The 17,606-nt window shown below is 65.1% G+C and carries 14 protein-coding genes and 1 pseudogene; 2 read left to right on the top strand and 13 right to left on the bottom strand.

Going from position 1 to position 17,606, the window contains the following annotated elements; genetic code table 11:
- Nucleotides 1-29 precede the first annotated feature (29 nt).
- Nucleotides 30-206: pseudogene (locus QFZ91_RS18810) on the top strand (integrase); the annotation flags it as partial.
- Here QFZ91_RS18810 and QFZ91_RS18805 read toward each other — a convergent pair.
- From QFZ91_RS18805 to QFZ91_RS18790, 4 genes are all read right to left on the bottom strand, one after another.
- Nucleotides 203-1,018 (bottom strand): ankyrin repeat domain-containing protein, encoded by an 816-nt coding sequence (locus QFZ91_RS18805; protein ID WP_429568053.1) that lies wholly within the window; start codon nt 1,016-1,018, stop codon nt 203-205. The pseudogene QFZ91_RS18810 and the gene QFZ91_RS18805 overlap by 4 nt on opposite strands.
- A 14-nt stretch (nt 1,019-1,032) precedes the next feature.
- Entirely contained in the window at nt 1,033-2,349 is a 1,317-nt protein-coding gene (locus QFZ91_RS18800) for a hypothetical protein (protein WP_429568052.1), read from the bottom strand.
- Between the two features lie 259 nt (nt 2,350-2,608).
- Nucleotides 2,609-3,874 carry a glycosyltransferase family 87 protein gene (locus tag QFZ91_RS18795; RefSeq protein WP_429568051.1) on the bottom strand — a complete coding sequence of 422 codons (1,266 nt, stop codon included), beginning with the start codon at nt 3,872-3,874 and terminating at the stop codon, nt 2,609-2,611.
- 121 nt (nt 3,875-3,995) lie between these two features.
- Complete coding sequence (locus tag QFZ91_RS18790) at nt 3,996-5,378, bottom strand: amino acid permease (RefSeq protein WP_429568050.1); 1,383 nt, start codon at nt 5,376-5,378, stop codon at nt 3,996-3,998.
- 262 nt (nt 5,379-5,640) lie between these two features.
- On the opposite strand from QFZ91_RS18790, the gene QFZ91_RS18785 reads away from it, so the two are divergent.
- Entirely contained in the window at nt 5,641-6,474 is an 834-nt protein-coding gene (locus QFZ91_RS18785; RefSeq protein WP_429568049.1) for an alpha/beta fold hydrolase, read from the top strand.
- A gap of 40 nt (nt 6,475-6,514) precedes the next feature.
- Here the strand turns inward: QFZ91_RS18785 and QFZ91_RS18780 are convergent, their stop codons facing one another.
- From QFZ91_RS18780 to QFZ91_RS18740, 9 genes are all read right to left on the bottom strand, one after another.
- The gene (locus tag QFZ91_RS18780; protein WP_176381189.1) at nt 6,515-7,348 is read right to left on the bottom strand and encodes a M55 family metallopeptidase; all 834 of its coding nucleotides are present in this window, start codon (nt 7,346-7,348) and stop codon (nt 6,515-6,517) included.
- A complete protein-coding gene (locus QFZ91_RS18775; protein WP_429568048.1) occupies nt 7,345-8,460 on the bottom strand; it encodes a P1 family peptidase in 1,116 nt (371 codons plus the stop codon). The genes QFZ91_RS18780 and QFZ91_RS18775 overlap by 4 nt, the downstream gene beginning before the upstream one ends.
- Nucleotides 8,457-9,362 carry a glutathione ABC transporter permease GsiD gene (gene gsiD, locus QFZ91_RS18770; protein ID WP_176381187.1) on the bottom strand — a complete coding sequence of 302 codons (906 nt, stop codon included), beginning with the start codon at nt 9,360-9,362 and terminating at the stop codon, nt 8,457-8,459. Before gsiD ends, QFZ91_RS18775 begins: the two co-directional genes overlap by 4 nt.
- A gap of 7 nt (nt 9,363-9,369) precedes the next feature.
- A complete protein-coding gene (gene gsiC / locus QFZ91_RS18765; protein WP_368596531.1) occupies nt 9,370-10,290 on the bottom strand; it encodes a glutathione ABC transporter permease GsiC in 921 nt (306 codons plus the stop codon).
- An 81-nt stretch (nt 10,291-10,371) separates the two neighbouring features.
- Entirely contained in the window at nt 10,372-11,934 is a 1,563-nt protein-coding gene (gene gsiB / locus QFZ91_RS18760; RefSeq protein ID WP_429568047.1) for a glutathione ABC transporter substrate-binding protein GsiB, read from the bottom strand.
- A 138-nt stretch (nt 11,935-12,072) separates the two neighbouring features.
- Nucleotides 12,073-13,995, bottom strand: coding sequence for a dipeptide ABC transporter ATP-binding protein (locus tag QFZ91_RS18755; protein WP_429568046.1), 1,923 nt, complete (start codon nt 13,993-13,995; stop codon nt 12,073-12,075).
- Nucleotides 13,996-14,026: 31 nt separating this feature from the next.
- A complete protein-coding gene (locus QFZ91_RS18750) occupies nt 14,027-15,016 on the bottom strand; it encodes an isoaspartyl peptidase/L-asparaginase family protein (RefSeq protein ID WP_368613241.1) in 990 nt (329 codons plus the stop codon).
- Nucleotides 15,013-16,071, bottom strand: a complete 1,059-nt coding sequence (locus QFZ91_RS18745) for a MurR/RpiR family transcriptional regulator (RefSeq protein ID WP_429568045.1) — start codon at nt 16,069-16,071, stop codon at nt 15,013-15,015. The genes QFZ91_RS18750 and QFZ91_RS18745 overlap by 4 nt, the downstream gene beginning before the upstream one ends.
- Nucleotides 16,072-16,286: 215 nt before the next feature.
- Complete coding sequence (locus QFZ91_RS18740) at nt 16,287-17,552, bottom strand: MFS transporter (RefSeq protein ID WP_429568044.1); 1,266 nt, start codon at nt 17,550-17,552, stop codon at nt 16,287-16,289.
- Nucleotides 17,553-17,606 lie beyond the last annotated feature (54 nt).

Raw genomic sequence — 17,606 nt, 5'->3', positions numbered from 1 at the left:
CATTTTCAAGTACCGTTTTGCCGGAAAGCTACGGGTTCCCAAGCGCACGCGATATCAAGCACCCGATGAGTGAAGCGGCTATCAATGCCGCGCTTCGGCGGCTTGGCTCCTATGCGCGCATGGAGATAACCGGCCACCGCTTCCGGGCGATGGCGCGCACGATCCTACATGAAGAACTGGAAGAGCCCTTTCCGTTTCTGCCTCACGGCAGCGGAAGCTTGCTGTCATCGAGCCGGCGCGGAGGATTGGCTCCCCAACGTGCTCTTATCTGTTCCGGAGTCTCGGGAGGCCATTTCACGCCCATCCTGATGATGCGGTCCCGGATTTGGACCAGCTTCCTGTAGGCCGGTGAATCAGGCGCGAAGGTATTAATGTCGTCCCATATCCCTAGTGGGAATGACTCGCCGTTAATGTTGTAGGTGTTGGGGTTTGCCCCATGGTCCAGCAGGTAGTCAATCTGATCTAGTGCGCGATTTGCCAGCGCTTCATACAGCACTGAATTGCGCAACGAATCGCGTCGGTTCACATCCGCGCCACGCTCCACCAGCAGCTTGAGTGAGCCAGATGTCGACTCTTTTGCAACAAAGAAAATTAATGGATCTCCCTTGTAGACCAAATTAGGATCAACGCCCCCGTCCAGCATCGCGCGCAGGAATTCCGGGTGGGATCTGTTGAGCAGGGCCCCGAGGGGGCTGCCAAAATCCGGTACGGCCTGCAAGGGATCAGCCCCGGACCTCACCACCTGCGACGCAACCGCGAGCCGATGCGGGTCGCGCTGCAATGCTTCTTGGAACGCAAAAAACAGCATCGTCATGTTCTTGCGTCCCGGCGTGTTCAGATCGGTCTTTGGTGCCAGCCGCCTGACCTGCTCCATGTCGCCTCGCTCGATGGCCTGCGCCAGTTCGAGTTGCGGGCCGCTAAAGAAATCAGTGGCGGGAAATTTTTTCATTGCATGAACCACGGGGGATAGCGCCAGTAACAGCACCGGCACGATAAGGATTCGGCTGAGTGTTTTCATCGCTTTCAGCCTCGCTATGACAGTGTTTCAAGTACGGTGATGTCCTCCGCCTTCTGCTGCTCGATGCCATCAATTGCCTGCGTGATGAAGTGCCGCGACACGGGCGAGCCGCTGCCATGCAGGGGATAGGGAGTACCGGCTGCACCTGGCAGGGGCGTCCACGTCTGTACCACGGTCAGAATGTCGCCGTTCACATGGTAGGCATTGATGTTCGATCGCGTGACCTGGCCGCCGTAGTGTTCGACCGTCTTCGGGTGCAGGCCGGCGGCGTTGAAGCTCCAGCAGTCCTTGCCGCTGGCCAAAGAAGCGGCAGAACACAGACCGCCACCTAGCGAGTGTCCGGCAATATCAATTGGTGCCTGTGTGCGGCGCATCTTCCATCCAATATCTACGGCTCGCCTGTAGTAAGGCGATGTCATATCCGCGCTCTGGTTTAAGTTGTTCGACCAGTCGCTCAGGCACGTCATTTCGGTTCCCTTGAAGGCGAGTGTCGGATTCATATCGGCACCGAAGACCGCCGCATCCGGTTCGTATAGCTGCGCCCTGAAGTTCGCGCCTTCGATTTCCAGGTCTATTGGCTTCAGGCCGTACTGCCGTAGAAATCCCCTATCCCCGCTGCGGTTCACCCACCCTTCGGGCACCGGACTGGACGGCTCGTAGACATGATCGGAGAGTCTGGCCTTCTCCACCGCGACATTGTTGCGTGCGAGCCGTTCAGCCGCCGCCCGCACGCGCCCGGACATGGCCGCATTGCCCGTCGCAATCAGCGCCTTGCGCGTCTGCCACCGCTGCGCCTTGGTCAGTGCCTGTGGTATCTCGATGTGTGGCGGTGTCGCCCTGGCTTCGCGCGCAGCGGCTAACTGGGCTTGCCAGGTGGCCGGATCATACTGGACGGACAGAATGGGTTCGCCGTCCGGATGACTGCCGGTCCTCGCTACGGGATTTCTTAACGGCGTGCTGCTGTAGGGTGACGGAAACAGGCTATTACGCGGACCTCGAATGGCAAGCAGTTTGCCCCGGCGAACCTCTTCGAGAAGAGCACCGATGACCCACCAGCCATCGGTGTCAGGGTTACGGTCCCGCACGTTATGAAAAAACAGCCAGTGACTGTCAAGGAGATTCCTGACAAGCTTTCGGTCCTCCTCCCACTTGCTGTGATTTAGTTCGGCAATCTCAAGAAATTCCCGGGTCTCCGCCCTGGCCTTCGGAAGGTCTGCAGCCTTGCCAAGGCACGCTTTATAGTGCCACTCGTCACAGATGACGTAACAGGCACCCAGTGGCCGCTGGCAGAACAGCTCCACGGAGTGCATCTCAAATACGGACAGGGACATAGGTGTGTCGTTGGCCTATCTGAAGTCGCTGCCGGGGTTGGCAGCATTCAGATAATTACCGTGCGACAGGCAGTCCGTACATGGGCGACCGCCCAAAATCTCCGCCTTCCGAAGAAATAGAAAAGCCCCCGCAAGAACATGGAGGCTCTCCGCGCCCGCAGGCTCACGAACTTTGCGTCCTGCTCCGCGAGCAGTTCTCTGATTCCCATTGCACCTTCATGCAAAGCCCTTATGAGGAGCCGCGCCACACCAGGATCGTTCATCCAGGCCAGTAAGCCCGCTCTCGCCATCCCACTTCTGGCGGTGGAAAGTACCTTGCAACGCAGAGTCCGTAAATGACGAGCGCCGCGACCGTGTACGACACAAACCGCGCCGCAAAGAACAGCAAGACCACGACGACCGCGGCCAGCAGCATCTCCAGTCTCGGACCGAGCGCCGACAACTGCACGTCGCGCACTTCGAATGCGGTGCCCAGCAGAATCAGCAACGGGATCAACGCGAGCATCATGTGGATCGGCTCGAGGATCGGATAAGCCACGAGCATCGTCATCGAGGCGAGCGCGTAGTCGATGCGGCTGTCCCGATGGCGGCGAAACACCAGATACGCGGACAGCAGGCAAGCAGCCAGCACCAGCGCATGCGAGACAATCGACAGCAACGTACCGGACATCGGCATGCCGAGCGTCGCCGATAGCGTCTGCAACGCGCCCCGCGCGGTGTTGTTCATCGGCGCGCCGCCACCGCTCATCGCCAGTGCCATGCCGTTCAGTCGCGGCATGTCCGACACGCAGTAGTGCCACAGAACGTCGAAGCCGAGCCGCGCTCCGGTAATCAGCGTCAAGGCAATCGCAACGACGCTCGCCATCACGAACGTCCGCCATTCGCGGCGCAGCAACAGCAGACCGGCGACGGCGAGAGGCGTGAGCTTGATCGCGATCGCGAAGCCGAGAAAGAGTCCAGCGGCGTAGTCTTTGCCACGCTCGATCAGCGCGAAGGTCGCAACCAGCAGGAAAAACAGCAGTTCGTTGGACTGGCCGTCGTAGGTATCTTCGACGAGCGGAAAGCTCAGCAGCGCGACCGCCACCAGCAGCAGGCTAACGCTGCGCTCCGCGCCGCGGTACGCCATCGTGACGACGAGATACAAAGCCAGCGCGAACAACACGATCGACGCACTCACCCAGACGATTTTCGCGACGAGCGGCGTCAGCAGCGCGAGCGGCGCAAACACCAGCGCGAACTGCGGCGGGTAGGCGTAGAAGATGTCGTCGCCCGTCGAGCGCGCGCCGATGCCCTGCAAGAACGCGATCAGCGCGTCGTGATCGTACAGGCGCGCCGGGTCGTGCAGCACGACGTTGAACGCGTACAGGTAGAAATTGAAATCGCCGAAGGCGTCGGGGACGTCGCCACGAAACTTCGCGACGACGTGCAGGATGCGCAGCGCGAGGCAGGCTACCGCAATCAGCAGAAGGAGCGCGGCACCCGCGCCGAAGTTCGACCTGGTCCGTACCGCGCCTGCGTTGAACATGGTGTCTCTCCGCGCCGGCTTCGTGCCGGACGACCGGACAGAGATTACCGGTTCGCAAAAATCGATCTGTGCGCTCGCCCACACGGGAGCGACCTATGTGGGGAACTTCGCCGCGTGGAGATCAGCTCGTAATCCCCACGCTAGCGGGAGTCGCCTCACGGCGCCGCTTGATCACGTAGCCGCCCCACATCAGCACGAGCCATGCCGGCACCAGCCAGACCGAGACCGACAAGCCCGGCGTCAGCGCCAGAATCACGAGGATCAGCGCCATGAACGCGAGGCAGATCCAGTTGCTGAGCGGAAACCAGAACGAGCGGAACACCAGCGTCTCGCCCGCGGCCACCATCGCCTTGCGCGACTTCAGATGCGTGAGGCTGATCAGCGCCCAGTTCAGCACCAGCGCCGCGACCACCAGCGACATCAGCAGACCGAGCGCTTCGGCCGGAATCACGTAGTTGATGATCACGCATGCGAACGTCGCGAGCGCGGACAGACCGATCGCCAGATACGGCACGCCGCGCCGGTCGACCTTCAGCAGCGCGCGCGGCGCGTTGCCCTGTTCGGCGAGACCGTACAGCATGCGGCTGTTCGCGTAGACGCCGCTGTTGTACACCGACAGCGCCGCGGTCAACACGACCACGTTCAGCACGTTGGCGGTCAGTGACGAGCCCATCTGCGAAAAGATCATCACGAACGGGCTGCCGCCCGCCGCCACCTGGTTCCACGGATACAGCGACAGCAGCACCGCGAGCGAGCAGATATAGAAAATCAGGATCCGCAGGATCACCTGATTCACGGCCTTCGGAATGCTCTTCTGCGGCTCCGCCGCCTCGGCCGCCGTAATGCCGATCAGTTCCAGGCCGCCGAACGAGAACATGATCACCGCGAGCATCATGAACAGGCCGTGAAAGCCGTGCGGGAAAAAGCCGCCGTGACTCCACAGGTTCGCGACCGTCGCCTGAGGGCCGCCGTGACCGCTGATCAGCAGATAGCCGCCGAACACGATCATGCCGATCACCGCCGCGACCTTGATGATCGCGAACCAGAACTCGGTTTCGCCGTAGGCCTTCACGTTGGCGAGATTGATCGCGTTGATGATCGCGAAGCACACCAGCGCCGACAGCCATGTCGGCACGCCCGGCCACCAGTAATGCACGTAGGTGCCGACCGCGGTCAGCTCGGCCATGCTGACGAGCACATAGAGCACCCAGTAGTTCCAGCCCGACAGGAAGCCCGGGAAATCGCCCCAGTACTTGTGTGCGAAGTGGCTGAACGAGCCGGCGACCGGCTCCTGCGCGACCATCTCGCCGAGCTGGCGCATGATCATGAACGCGATGACGCCGCCGATCGCGTAGCCGAGGATCATCGACGGACCCGCGGCCTGCAGCACGCTGGCGGAGCCGAGAAAGAGGCCGGTGCCGATCGCGCCACCCAGCGCGATCAACTGGATGTGACGATTCTTGAGCCCGCGCTTCAGGCCCTCTTGCTGCTTTGCACTATTCATTACGCCCTGCTGTGTGGGGATCGCTGCGTGTGGCCGCTGCGTGTAGAACGCTGTCGAAGGCAGCGCTGTGGCCGATTGCACGGCGGGACAGCACGCGCCCGGTCCGGCAAAACCGATAATTTTACCCGACCGATATTCCTCTGGCGTCCGTAGCCGCCCGCCTTCGTTGTGCGCCGCACTTAAGCGCGCGGATTGTGATTGTCACGGGGATGGCACGCGAGTATGTTGCCGGAGTCCACTTTTCAAGCTGGGGAGCTTCAACATGTTGCCCAAACGTCTGCTTTGCGCCGCTGTGTTGTGCTTCTGTTTCGCGGGCGTCGGTACGCCCGCGCTTGCGCAAACGGCGGCCGCCCCCGCTACCGCCAGCGCGCCGCCTGCCGCCGCGCTCGGCGGCCCGGTGCGCAACATCGTGCTCGTGCATGGCGCGTTCGTCGACGGATCGAGCTGGAACGGCGTGGTCGCGAAGCTGCAGCAAAAGGGCTATCACGTGAGCTCGGTGCAGAACCCGCTGACGTCGCTCGCCGACGACGTTGCCGCGACCCGCCGTGTGCTCGATCGCGAGAACGGCCCGGTGCTGCTGGTCGGGCATTCGTGGGGCGGCGTCGTGATCACCGAGGTCGCCGCGAATGCGCCGAACGTCGCCGGGCTCGTGTATGTCGCCGCGCTTGCGCCGCAACTGCACGAATCGGCGATGGACGTGATGAAGGCCGGCGGGCCGATGCCGGCCGGCCAGAGCATCAGCAAGGACGCGAACGGTTTTTTGTGGCTCGACCGCGCGCGCTATCACGCCGACCTCGCCGCCGACGTGCCCGAGACCGTCACCCGCGTGCTCGCCGCCGCGCAGGTACCGATCGCCGCGAGCGCATTCGACGAACCGGTCGATCAGGTCGGCTGGAAAGACAAACCATCGTGGTACGTGCTGACGACGAAAGACCGCGCGGTGTCGCCCGATATGCAGAAAATGATCGCCGGGCGCATCGGCGCGAAGGTGGTGCCGGTCGCGTCGAGCCATCTGGCGCCGGTGTCGCACGCCGGCGCGGTGGCCGAGGCAATCGATCACGCGGCGCGCGAGTTGAGCCGGCAGCAGCAGCAGTAGGCCACCGCAATAAGCTGTCAGCGGCTCGGCGTGCCGCGGCTCAGCGCAACATGAACGACATCGCCGACAGACAGTTCAGCATCCGCACCGCATGCTCGGCCGACGCCGCGCTGAAACGCAACGTCACGCCATCGACACGCGTGAGCGTCGGCCATTGGCAGAACAGATCGGCAAGCCCGCTCGTTTGCACGCGCAGTTCGCAGTCGACTGCTCGCGGCTCCCCACGCGTCGCGGCAGGCGCGCGGCCCGCTTCGATATGCTGACGGACCACGTCGCGCGCGGCAGCCCGCAGCGCCTCGCGCACGCTCGCGGGCGACTGCGTGACGCCGCTTGCCTGACCGGTCGCGGTCTTCGTGACGACGAAACGCGCGCTGGGAAAACGCGGCGCGGTTTCCTCGGCGAACACGTCGTCACCCGATAAAAGCGCGACATGGGCGCCATATTCTTCAGCGAGCGCGCCGTACAGCCCCGCTTCGCCTAGCTCCACGCCATTGAACGCGACGCGCGCGAACGCGAAGCTGTTGATCGTATGCGCGAGAATGCCGCGCGTTTGCGCCTTCGCGTGATAGCCGATCATGAAGACGAGTGCCGCGCCGTATTCGAGCCCGGCCATCATGCCGAGCGTGCGCGGCTTGCCGAGCACGACCTGCGCGCGCGGATCGAGCAGATCGGGCAGCAGGTTGCGAAAGCCGCCGTGCGAATCGTTGACCCACACGTCGGTCGCGCCGCCCGCGAACGCGCCTTCGATGGCGGCGTTGGCTTCGAGCGTCATCCAGCGTCGCGCGGCTTCGTATTCGCCGTTGCCCGCGCGCGTCTGCTCGGCATGAAACACGCCGGCGATGCCTTCGATGTCGGTGGAGATCAGGACTTTCATCGCGCGGAATTCCTCAGCATTTGGGCAAGATCGGGCACGCTGTCGCGCAGCGACAGCCGCCGATGGCCGTTGCGACCGATGACGGATTCGGCGCTCCACAACGCATCGACGATCGCCTGTTCGACGCTGTCGGCGCACGCGCGAAACAGCGGGTCCATACAATGATCGGCGACGAGCGGCGGCAGCGCGACGAAGTCCGCGCCGTGCGGCACCGTATATGCGGTCGAAAACGCCAGCGCGATATCGCCGCTGCCGTGACCGTACACCGAGCCGGTGCGCGCGAGACCGGCCGCCGCGCGCAACGACAGGCGTTTCAATTGGCGCGTGTCGAGCGGTGCATCGGTCGCGACGATCATGATGATCGAGCCTTGCTCGGGTTTGTCGGAGGTTGCGCTGGCAGCAGCATTGGCAGCATTTGCCGCCTCAGCCGCAGCCGCGCGTTCGGCCAGCACGCGGCCGAGCGGCGTGCCGTCGATCGTCAGCATCGGCAGACGGCCGAAGTTGGCCAGCACGAGCGTACCGACGGTGTAGTCACGGCCCGCCGCACTGACCACCCTTGACGCAGTGCCGATGCCGCCCTTCAGATCGAAGCACGACATGCCGCGCCCCGCGCCGACCGCACCGCTCGCGACATCGGTACTCGCGGCATCGAACGCTTCGTTGAAATGCTGTTCGGTCACGGCGAGCGCCTGAATATCGTTCAGGTAGCCGTCGTTGCATTCGAACACGAGCGGATTGACGGTCGACCATTCGCGGCCGATGCGCGGATTCGCGCGAATCGCCGCGCGGTTCTGCGCCTGCGCGACCGTGCCGACGCCGAACGTGTTGGTCAGCGCGATCGGCGTCTCCAGCGTGCCGAGCTCGTCGAGCTGCACGAGCCCGACGCTCTTGCCGAAGCCATTGATCACCGACGCGGCGGCCGGCACCTTGTCGACGAACGGATCGCCACGGTGCGGTCGGATCACGGTGACGCCGGTTTGAAACGCGCCTTCGGCAAGCGTGCAATGACCGACGCTGACGCCGTCCACGTCGGCGATCGTGCCGAGCGCTCCGGCCTGCAACGTGCCGATATGCGGCGCACGCTCAGCCGAGTGATGGTTACTCGTGCTCATGGCCGATCCAGCTTCGGATCGAGCGCATCGCGCAGACCGTCGCCGAGCAGGTTGAACGCGAGCACGGTCAGAAAAATAGCGAGGCTCGGAAACAGCGCGATATGCGGCGCGGTCACCATATCGGCTCGCGCTTCGTTGAGCATCGCGCCCCACTCGGGCGTCGGCGGCTGCGCGCCCAGGCCGAGGAACGACAGGCTCGCCGCCGTGATGATCGACGTGCCGATGCGCATCGTCAGATACACGACGACCGATGAAATCGTGCCCGGCAGAATATGCCGCACGATGATGGTCCAGTCCGACGCGCCGATGCTGCGCGCCGCTTCGATATAGGTGAGCTGTTTGAGCATCAGCGTATTGCCGCGCACGAGCCGCGCGAACGCCGGGATGCTGAAGATCGCCACCGCGCTAATCACGTTGATCATGCCGTTGCCGAGAATCGCGACCACGCCGATCGCGAGCAGAATGCCGGGAAACGCGAACAGCACATCGGCCACGCGCATCGTGATGCGATCCCACCAGCCCTCGTAGTACCCGGCAAGCAGACCGAAGAACGTGCCGATCACCGCGCCGATCGCAACGGACAGAAAGCCCGCTTCGAGCGAAATGCGCGAACCGACGAGGATGCGGCTGAAAATATCGCGGCCCAGCGAATCGACGCCGAACCAGTGCGCGGCCGACGGGCCCGCGTTCAGCGCGTCGTAGTCGAAGAAATTCTCGGGGTCGTACGGCACGATATGCGGCGCGATGATCGCGATCACGATCAAGAGCAGCACGAACACGCCGGCGGCCAGCGCGACATGCTGCTTGCGGAACTTGCGCCAGAACTCGCTCCACGGCGTGCGGATCGCGCGTTCGGCGAGCGCGGGATTGGCCGCGTTCGGCCCGGTGGCAGTGGTGCTCATGCGGGCCTCACTTGAAACGGATGGTCGGGTTGATCACCGCGTACATCACGTCGACGATCAGGTTGATGATGATGAATTCGAGCGAGAACAACAGCACCTCGGCCTGGATGATCGGATAGTCGCGCATCGACACCGCATCGATCAGCAGGCGCCCGAGGCCCGGCCAATTGAACACCACTTCGACGACGATCGAGCCGCCCAGCAGAAAGCCGAACTGCAGGCCCATCATCGTGACGACGGGAATCAGCGCGTTGCGCAGGCAGTGCTTGATGATCACGAGCCGCTCGGGTACGCCCTTCGCGCGCGCGGTGCGCACGAAGTCCTCGTGCAGCACCTCGACGAACGAGGCCCGCGTGAAGCGCGCCATCACGGCCGCGACCGCCGCGCCGAGCGTCAGCGACGGCAGCACGTAGCTGCGCCACGAACCGTCGCCGACGATCGGCAGCCAGCCGAGTTGCACCGAGAAAATTTCCATCAGCAGCATGCCGAGCGCGAACGCCGGAAACGAAATGCCCGATACCGCGAGCGTCATGCCCAGCCGATCCGGCCAGCGGTTGCGCCACACCGCCGAGGCGATGCCGATCGCCATGCCGATCACGACCGCCCACACCATGCTCGCGATCGTCAGCCACAGCGTCGGGAAGAAGCGTTCCGCGATCTCCTGGCTCACCGGCCGCTTACTGCGCGTCGAAGTACCGAAGTCGCCGTGCGCCATCCGCCAGAAGAAGCGGACGAACTGCTGCGGCATCGGCTTGTCGAGGCCGAGGTCGGCGCGCACCAGCGCGACGGTCGCTTCGTCCGCTTCGGGACCGGCGGCGAGCCGCGCCGGATCGCCCGGCAGCAGATGCACGAACAGGAACACCAGCACGGCGACGATGAAGAGCGTCGGCAGCAGGCCTAGCAGACGTTTGACGAGGAAGTTCAGCATGAAACCAGTCCGGCAAATGAGCGGCGAATGAGCGGCATACGAGGCGGGCCACGACGAAACGTGTGCCGCCTCGTCCGCTCATCACTTGATCGCGATCTCGTCGAAGTTGAACGAGCCGTCCGGCGCGACGTAAGCGCCCGACAGACGCTTGCTGCGCGCATACACGACCTTCTCCTTGACGAGGAAGATCCACGGCGCGTCGGCCCAGATGCGCTTCTGCGCGTCGGCGTACAGCGCGGCCTTCTGCGTGCGGTCGGTGGTTTCGAGCGCCTGCTTCAGATCGTTGTCCACCGCGTCGTTCTTGTAGTACGACGTGTTGACCATCTTCGGCGGCATCGAGTAGCCCGCGAGCAGCGGGCTGATCGCCCAGTCCGCCTCGCCGGTCGACGACGACCAGCCCGCGTAGTACATGCGCACCGGCGCGGTTGCCGGGTCCTGAGCGCTTTCGACCTTGGCGACGCGCTGACCCGCTTCGAGCGCCTCGACGCTCGCCTTGATGCCGACCTGCGCGAGTTGCTGCTGCACGAACTGGATCACCTTCTGCGCGGTCGAGTAGTTATACGCGGACCACAGCGTGGTTTCGAAACCGTTCGGATAGCCCGCTTCCTTCAGCAGTGCGCGCGCCTTCGCCGGATCGTATGGCCAGGGTCCGAGCTTGACCGCATAGTCGACGCCCTCCGGCACCACGCCGTCGGCCGGCGTCGCGTAACCGGCGAACGCGACCTTCGTCAGCGCTTCCTTGTTGACCGCGTAGTTCAGCGCTTCACGCACCTTCGGGTTGTCGAACGGCTTCTGGTTCATGTTCATGCTGATGTAGCGCTCGATGATCGACGGCGCCGCGATCAGATCGACCTTCGGGCTCGACTGCAGTTGCGCGGCCTGCTCGAACGGCACCTGGAACGCGAAGTCCGCTTCGCCGGTGCGCGTCAGCGCGGCGCGCGTGTTGTTGTCGACGACCGGCTTCCAGTCGATCGCGTCGATCTTCGGATAGCCCTTCTTCCAGTAGCCGCCGAACTTCTTCACGGTCAGGTCGCCGGCCGGGTCCCACTTCACGAGTTCGAACGGACCCGTGCCCACCGGATGAAACGCGATGTCCTTGCCGTACTTCTTCAGCGCGTCAGGCGAGATCATCACCGCCGACGGATGCGCGAGCACGTTGACGAATGCCGAGAACGGCGCCTTCAGCGTGACGCGCACCGTGTACGGATCGACCACTTCCGTCTTCTCGATGCGGCTGAACATGTTGTAGCGCTTCAGTTTGTTGGCCGGATCGGTCACGCGATCGAAGTTCGCTTTCACGGCGGCCGCATTGAAGTCGGTGCCGTCCTGGAACTTCACGCCATGGCGCAGCTTGATCGTATAGACGCGCGCGTCGGGGCTCGCCTCATAGCTGTCGGCCAGCACGTTGACGAGCTTCATGTCCTTGTCGAAGCCGAACAGCCCCTGGTAGAACGACTTCGCGACCGCCTGCGACAGCGTGTCGTTCGCGTCGTACGGATCGAGCGTCGTGAAGGTCGACGCGACGGCCATCACGGCCGTGGTTTCGGCGTGCGCCAGATTGCCCGCAAGCATCGCGAACACCACCGCGCCGCCGCTGACGAGCGCGCGCAAACGAAACGGAGAGGACGGGAACAGCAGGTTCATGAGATTGCTCCAGGCTGCGAGTTAACGGTGTGACAGGGTCTTTGTGGTTGGCTTTTGCTTCAGTTGGTTTGTGCTGCGGTTGCTGGTGCTGCAGTTTTGCTTCAGGTCTTTCCGCTTCAACGCGATGCGGCGCTTCGCTCAATACGCGCCGCCGACGCGATGCTGTGCGACGAAGTGATCCGGTCCCACCGCGACGAGCGGCGCGACCACCGGCTCGTCGTGCAGCGCGCGGATCGGGCTCGGAATATCGTCGGCGGCAAGCAGGCGTTTCGCGTGACGGCGCGCGGGATCGGCGACCGGCACCGCGCTCATCAGCTTCTTCGTGTACGGATGCTGCGGCGCCTCGAACACCGCGCGGCGCGGACCGATCTCGACGATCTGGCCGAGATACATCACCGCGACGCGATGACTGACGCGCTCGACCACGGCCATGTCGTGCGAAATGAACAGATATGCGACGCCGAGTTCGCGCTGCAGATCGAGCATCAGATTGACGATCTGCGCCTGCACCGAGACGTCGAGCGCGGACACCGATTCGTCGGCGATCACGACTTTCGGATTCAACGCGAGCGCGCGGGCAATCGCGATACGCTGACGCTGCCCGCCCGAAAACTCATGCGGATACCGACGCGCGGCCTCGGCCGGCAAGCCGACTTTCTCGAGCAGCCACGCGACGCGCGCCTGCGCTTCGGCACCCTGCGCGACGCCGTGCACGAGCAGCGGCTCCATGATCGAGAAGCCGACGGTCAAGCGCGGATTCAACGACGCGAACGGGTCCTGGAAAATAAACTGGATATCGCGGCGCAGCGCCTGCAACGCGGGCCCGCTCAGCGAGCTGATTTCCTTGCCAGCGAATTCGATCGAGCCGCTCTGACTTTCGACGAGCCGCAGCAGCGAGCGGCCCGTGGTCGACTTGCCGCAGCCCGACTCGCCGACCAGCGCGAGCGTCTCGCCGGGCCGCAAATCGAAGCTGACTTTTTCGACCGCATGCACGCGGCCTGTCATGCGGCCGAACAGGCCGCTGCGAACCGGAAAGCGCGTGACCAGATCGCGCACGCGCAGAATCGGCGGCGTGTCCTCGCGCACCGGCGGCTGCGCTTCTTCGGCGACGGCGGCGGCTGGCTGCACCGCGGCATCGGCGCCGTTCGCGCCGGCCTGCTCGACGGTCAGGATCGGGAAGCGCGCGGGCCGATCGGTGCCGTGCATCGAGCCGAGCCGAGGCACCGCCGCGAGCAGCGCCTTCGTGTACGGATGCGACGGCGCGGCGAACAGCGCGTCCGATGCGCCCTCCTCGACCTTCTCGCCGCGATACATCACGAGGACCCGGTCGGCCACTTCGGCGACCACGCCCATGTCGTGCGTGATGAAGATCACGCCCATGTTCATCTCGTCCTGCAAGCCGCGGATCAGTTGCAGGATTTGCGCCTGGATCGTCACGTCGAGCGCGGTGGTCGGCTCGTCGGCGATCAAGAGCGCGGGCTTGCACGACAATGCCATCGCGATCATCACGCGCTGGCGCATGCCGCCCGACAGCTGATGCGGGTAGCGCGCGGCGACGCGCCTCGCCTCCGGAATCCGCACGAGTTCGAGCAGACGCAAGGTTTCGGCGCGCGCGGCCTCGCGGCTCTTGCCCTGGTGCAGCGCGATCGCCTCGCTGATCTGGTCGCCGACCGTGAAGACCGGATTGAGCGAGGTCATCGGCTCCTGGAAGATCATCGCGATGTCGGCGCCGCGCACCGTGCGCATCGTGCCGGAAGACGTCTTCGCGAGATCGAGCACGCTGCCGTCGCGCCGCCGGAACGCGATGCTGCCGCCGGCAAGTCGCCCGCCGCCGTGCTCGATCAGCCGCATCAGCGCCAGCGACGTGACCGACTTACCCGAGCCCGATTCGCCGACGATCGCGAGCGTCTCGCCGCGCTCGACCGTAAAGGACAGATTGCACACCGCGTTGAAGGTCGAGCCGCCGCGGCGGAACGCGACCGTCAGATCCTCGACCGCGAGCACGCGCTGCGGCGGCAGGGTTTCGATGAGCGGGCTGGCGGTGTGCGAGGAAGTCGGCACGGTGATTCCTTTGCTTTGAATTCGAACGCGGTTAGCGATAGATCGCCGTCACCGGCGCTTCGCCCAACCGTGCGAAACCGCGGTACATGCCTTCGGTGTTGAACGGCAGCGTGACGTTGCCATGCACGTCGACGGCGACGAGTCCGCCGCGTCCGTCGATCTTCGGCAAGCGGTTCATCACGACGTCGTGCGCGGCCTGTTCGAGCGACACCTGGCGATAGGCCATCTGCGCGGCGACGTCGTAGGCGGCGACCATGCGCATGAACATTTCGCCGGAGCCGGTGGTCGATACCGCGCAGGTCGCGTCGTCGGCGTAGCAGCCGGCGCCGATCAGCGGCGTGTCGCCGACACGGCCCACCTGCTTGTTGGTCACGCCGCCCGTCGAGGTCGCGGCGGCGAGATGCCCGTGACGGTCGAGCGCGACCGCGCCGACGGTGCCGAACTTGCGGTTCGGATCGATCGGCTCGTGCGGCATCGGGTCGCCGTTGCCTGAAGCCGCGGACGCGAGCGTCGCGGCGTCGTGATCGAGCATCGGACGCTGCTGCTCGCGTGCGAGTTGCCATTGCCGATAGCGCGCGTCGGTATTGAAATAGCTGTTATCGACGAACTCGAGCCCCTGCGCGGCCGCGAACGCTTCCGCGCCTTCGCCGGTGAACAGCACGTGGTCGCTGCGCTCGAGCACGCGGCGCGCGGCGAGAACCGGATTGCGCACGCGCTTCACGCAGCAGATCGCGCCCGCGTCGAGCGTGCGGCCGTCCATGATCGCGGCGTCGAGCTCGTGCGTGCCGGCCGCCGTATAGACCGCCCCGTGACCCGCGTTGAAGAGCGCGCAGTCTTCAAGCAGCCGCACCGCTTCACTGACCGCGTCGAGCGCGCTTCCGCCGTCGGCGAGCACGCGCTGGCCGGCGCTCAGCACCGCGTTGAGCGCCGCGTGATATTCGGTTTCGGCGCTGGCCGACATCGACGTGCGCAGGATCGTCCCTGCCCCGCCGTGAATGGCAATGACTGCGTTGGAGTTCATCGTTTGGATCGTGGAGTGCGGTTGGTTCGGGGAGCGCGGACTGCCGGGATGGCTTTTGCTTCGGTATCCGTTGCTTTGATGCGTTTGGCCTGGCCGCCGTCGGCCTTTGCGCGAGCGGCTTTGCTCGCGGCGCGCGCCGGTTCCTGCACGGCGCCGGCCGCGCCGGACTGCGGATCGAACAGCCACGGCAGCACGAACTCGCTGACCTCGGCGGCCGCCTTGACCGAGCGTTGCGCGCGATACGCGACCGCGTCGCACAACGCCTCGATGACCGCGAGCACGGCCGAATCGGCATTCGACGCGAGACGCCGGTCGGTGCGGACATACAGCGCCAAGTCCGCGAACCGCACGAGCGGCGAGCGCGGACCGTCGGTGAGCGCAAGCACGCGCGCACCGCGTTCGGACGCCCGGCGCGCAAGCTCGATCGTGTCTTCGACATAGCGCGGAAACGCGATGCCGATCACGAGATCGCCCGCACCGGAACGCACGAGGTGCCGCGCCGCATGCGACGGCCCGCCGCTCAACGCAAGCGAATGCACGTTGTCGTGATACGGCAGCAGGCCGTGCTCCATCAGGCCCGCGAGAAACGCGCTGGCGCCGAAGCCGATCACGAATACGCGGCGCGCGGCGATGATCGCATCGACAGCGGCATCGGCGGTCGCGCGATCGATCGAGGTACGCGTTGCGTGCAGATTGTTGGCGGCCTGCTCGAGCGACGCGTCGATCAGGTCGTCACCGGCCGCGAGCGTTTCCTGCGCGCTGCGCAACCGCTCGACCGGCGCGAGCGTCGCCTCGAAGCCACGCACGAGCGCCTCGCGAAACTGCGGATAACCGTCGAAGCCAAGCGCGCGCGCAAAACGATTCGCGCTCGCCACCGACGCGCCGACCACGCTCGCGAGTTCGTCGATACGCATCGTCGCCGCGCGGAACAGATTGGCGAGCACGTACTCGCCCATGCGCTGGTGGATCGGCGTGAGCGTCGGGATCGCGGCGCTGATGCGCGCGGCAATGGCTTGCTCGGCGGGGTTCGACACAGCGGACGGGTGATGGATCATGCGTGCGGACAGGCGCGGTTGGGCTAGGTGGACTCGATGAAAACATATTTACATGAAACCCGCGACGAAAAAAATTCATTTTCATACTTTGAGGGTTTTCACCGACCAAAGCCCTTCGGACAAGGGTATCCAGCATCCCCGATATGCTGCGCCCCGATGAAAATGAATTTTCATCGGGGCGCCTGGAAGGCTTCAGCGCGCGCTTGGCGCCGCGCTCAGCACGCCGCCGCGCTCTGCTCGGGAATGTCCGTCAGCCGCGCCACCGGCGACATCACGATGATCAACGCCTGCACGAGAAACGCAAACGCCGCCGCAACCAGACACACGTCGATGCTCCAGCGCGCGCTGAGCGCAGCGCCCAGCAGCGCGCCCACCGGCCGCGCGCCATAGGTCGCCGTGCTGATCAGCGCGGACACGCGGCCGATCATTCGTTCGGGCGTGATCGCCTGACGCAGCGTGGTCGAGGCGACGACCCACAGAATCGGTCCCACGCCGAGCAGGAAGAAACTCGCGAGAGCGAGCCAGAAGGATGGCGCGACGAGCGTCGCGACCATCGCGAGCGACGCGAGCAGCCCGCACGACGGCCCGATGATCAGCAGACGGCCGAACGCCACACGCCGCGCGACCGCGGGCGCTGCGAGCGCACCGCACACCATGCCGACGCCGTAGGCGCCGAGCGTCACGCCGACCGCCGATGCATCGAGCCCGAGCCGATGCACCGCGTACGGCACATAGACCGCTTGCAGGATGAAGAAGCCGAGGTTGAAGAACACGGCGGTCAGCAGGATCGGCAGCAGCAGCGGATCACGCAGCACGAAGCGGGTGCCGTCGCGCAGCTCCAGCATGAAGTGCCGCCGCGGCGCGGCCGCGCGCGGCGGCTCGCACAATCCCGCCAGCAACGCGACCGCGAGCGCCGACAATCCCGCCGCGGCGCCATACGCCCAGCCCGCGCCGATCCAGCCGACCAGCACGCCGCCGAGTGCCGGCCCCGCCGAATACGCGACGCTGCGCGCGAGTTCGAGCCGGCCGTTCGCGCTCGCATAGGCTTCGCGCGGCACGATCGACGGCACCAGCGAAGGCGCCGCGACGTTGTAGGCAACCGTGCCCGTCGCCGCGACGAAGCCGAGCGCGGCGAGGAGCGGCAGGTTCAGCGCATGCGTGAGCACCAGCAGCAGCACGCACAGCATCGCGCAGACCCGCACGCTCTCGGCGAGCGTCATCAGCACGCGGCGCGAGCGGCGATCGGCCCAGACGCCGAGCGGCATCGACAGCAAAAGGAACGGCAGCGTCTGCGCGGTTTGCAGCAGACCGGTATCGCGCGCGTTCGCGCCGAGCGCGAACACCGCGACGAGCGGCGCGGCGGCGAGGCCGATCTGTTCGGCCGATTGCGCGCACAGGTTCGACCAGGCGAGGCGCTGGAAGGCGCGGGGCAGCCGTTGCGCGTTGGACGGCGAAGACGACGAAGACGTGGTGGCGGACATCGATGCACTCCCGAGATGTGACGTGAGGCATTCATCGTCGGCGCTTGGGGCCTG

This window comes from Paraburkholderia sp. JPY419, assembly GCF_050435705.1.
Lineage (GTDB): Bacteria > Pseudomonadota > Gammaproteobacteria > Burkholderiales > Burkholderiaceae > Paraburkholderia > Paraburkholderia youngii.
This window is presented reverse-complemented; position numbering and strand designations above follow the sequence as displayed.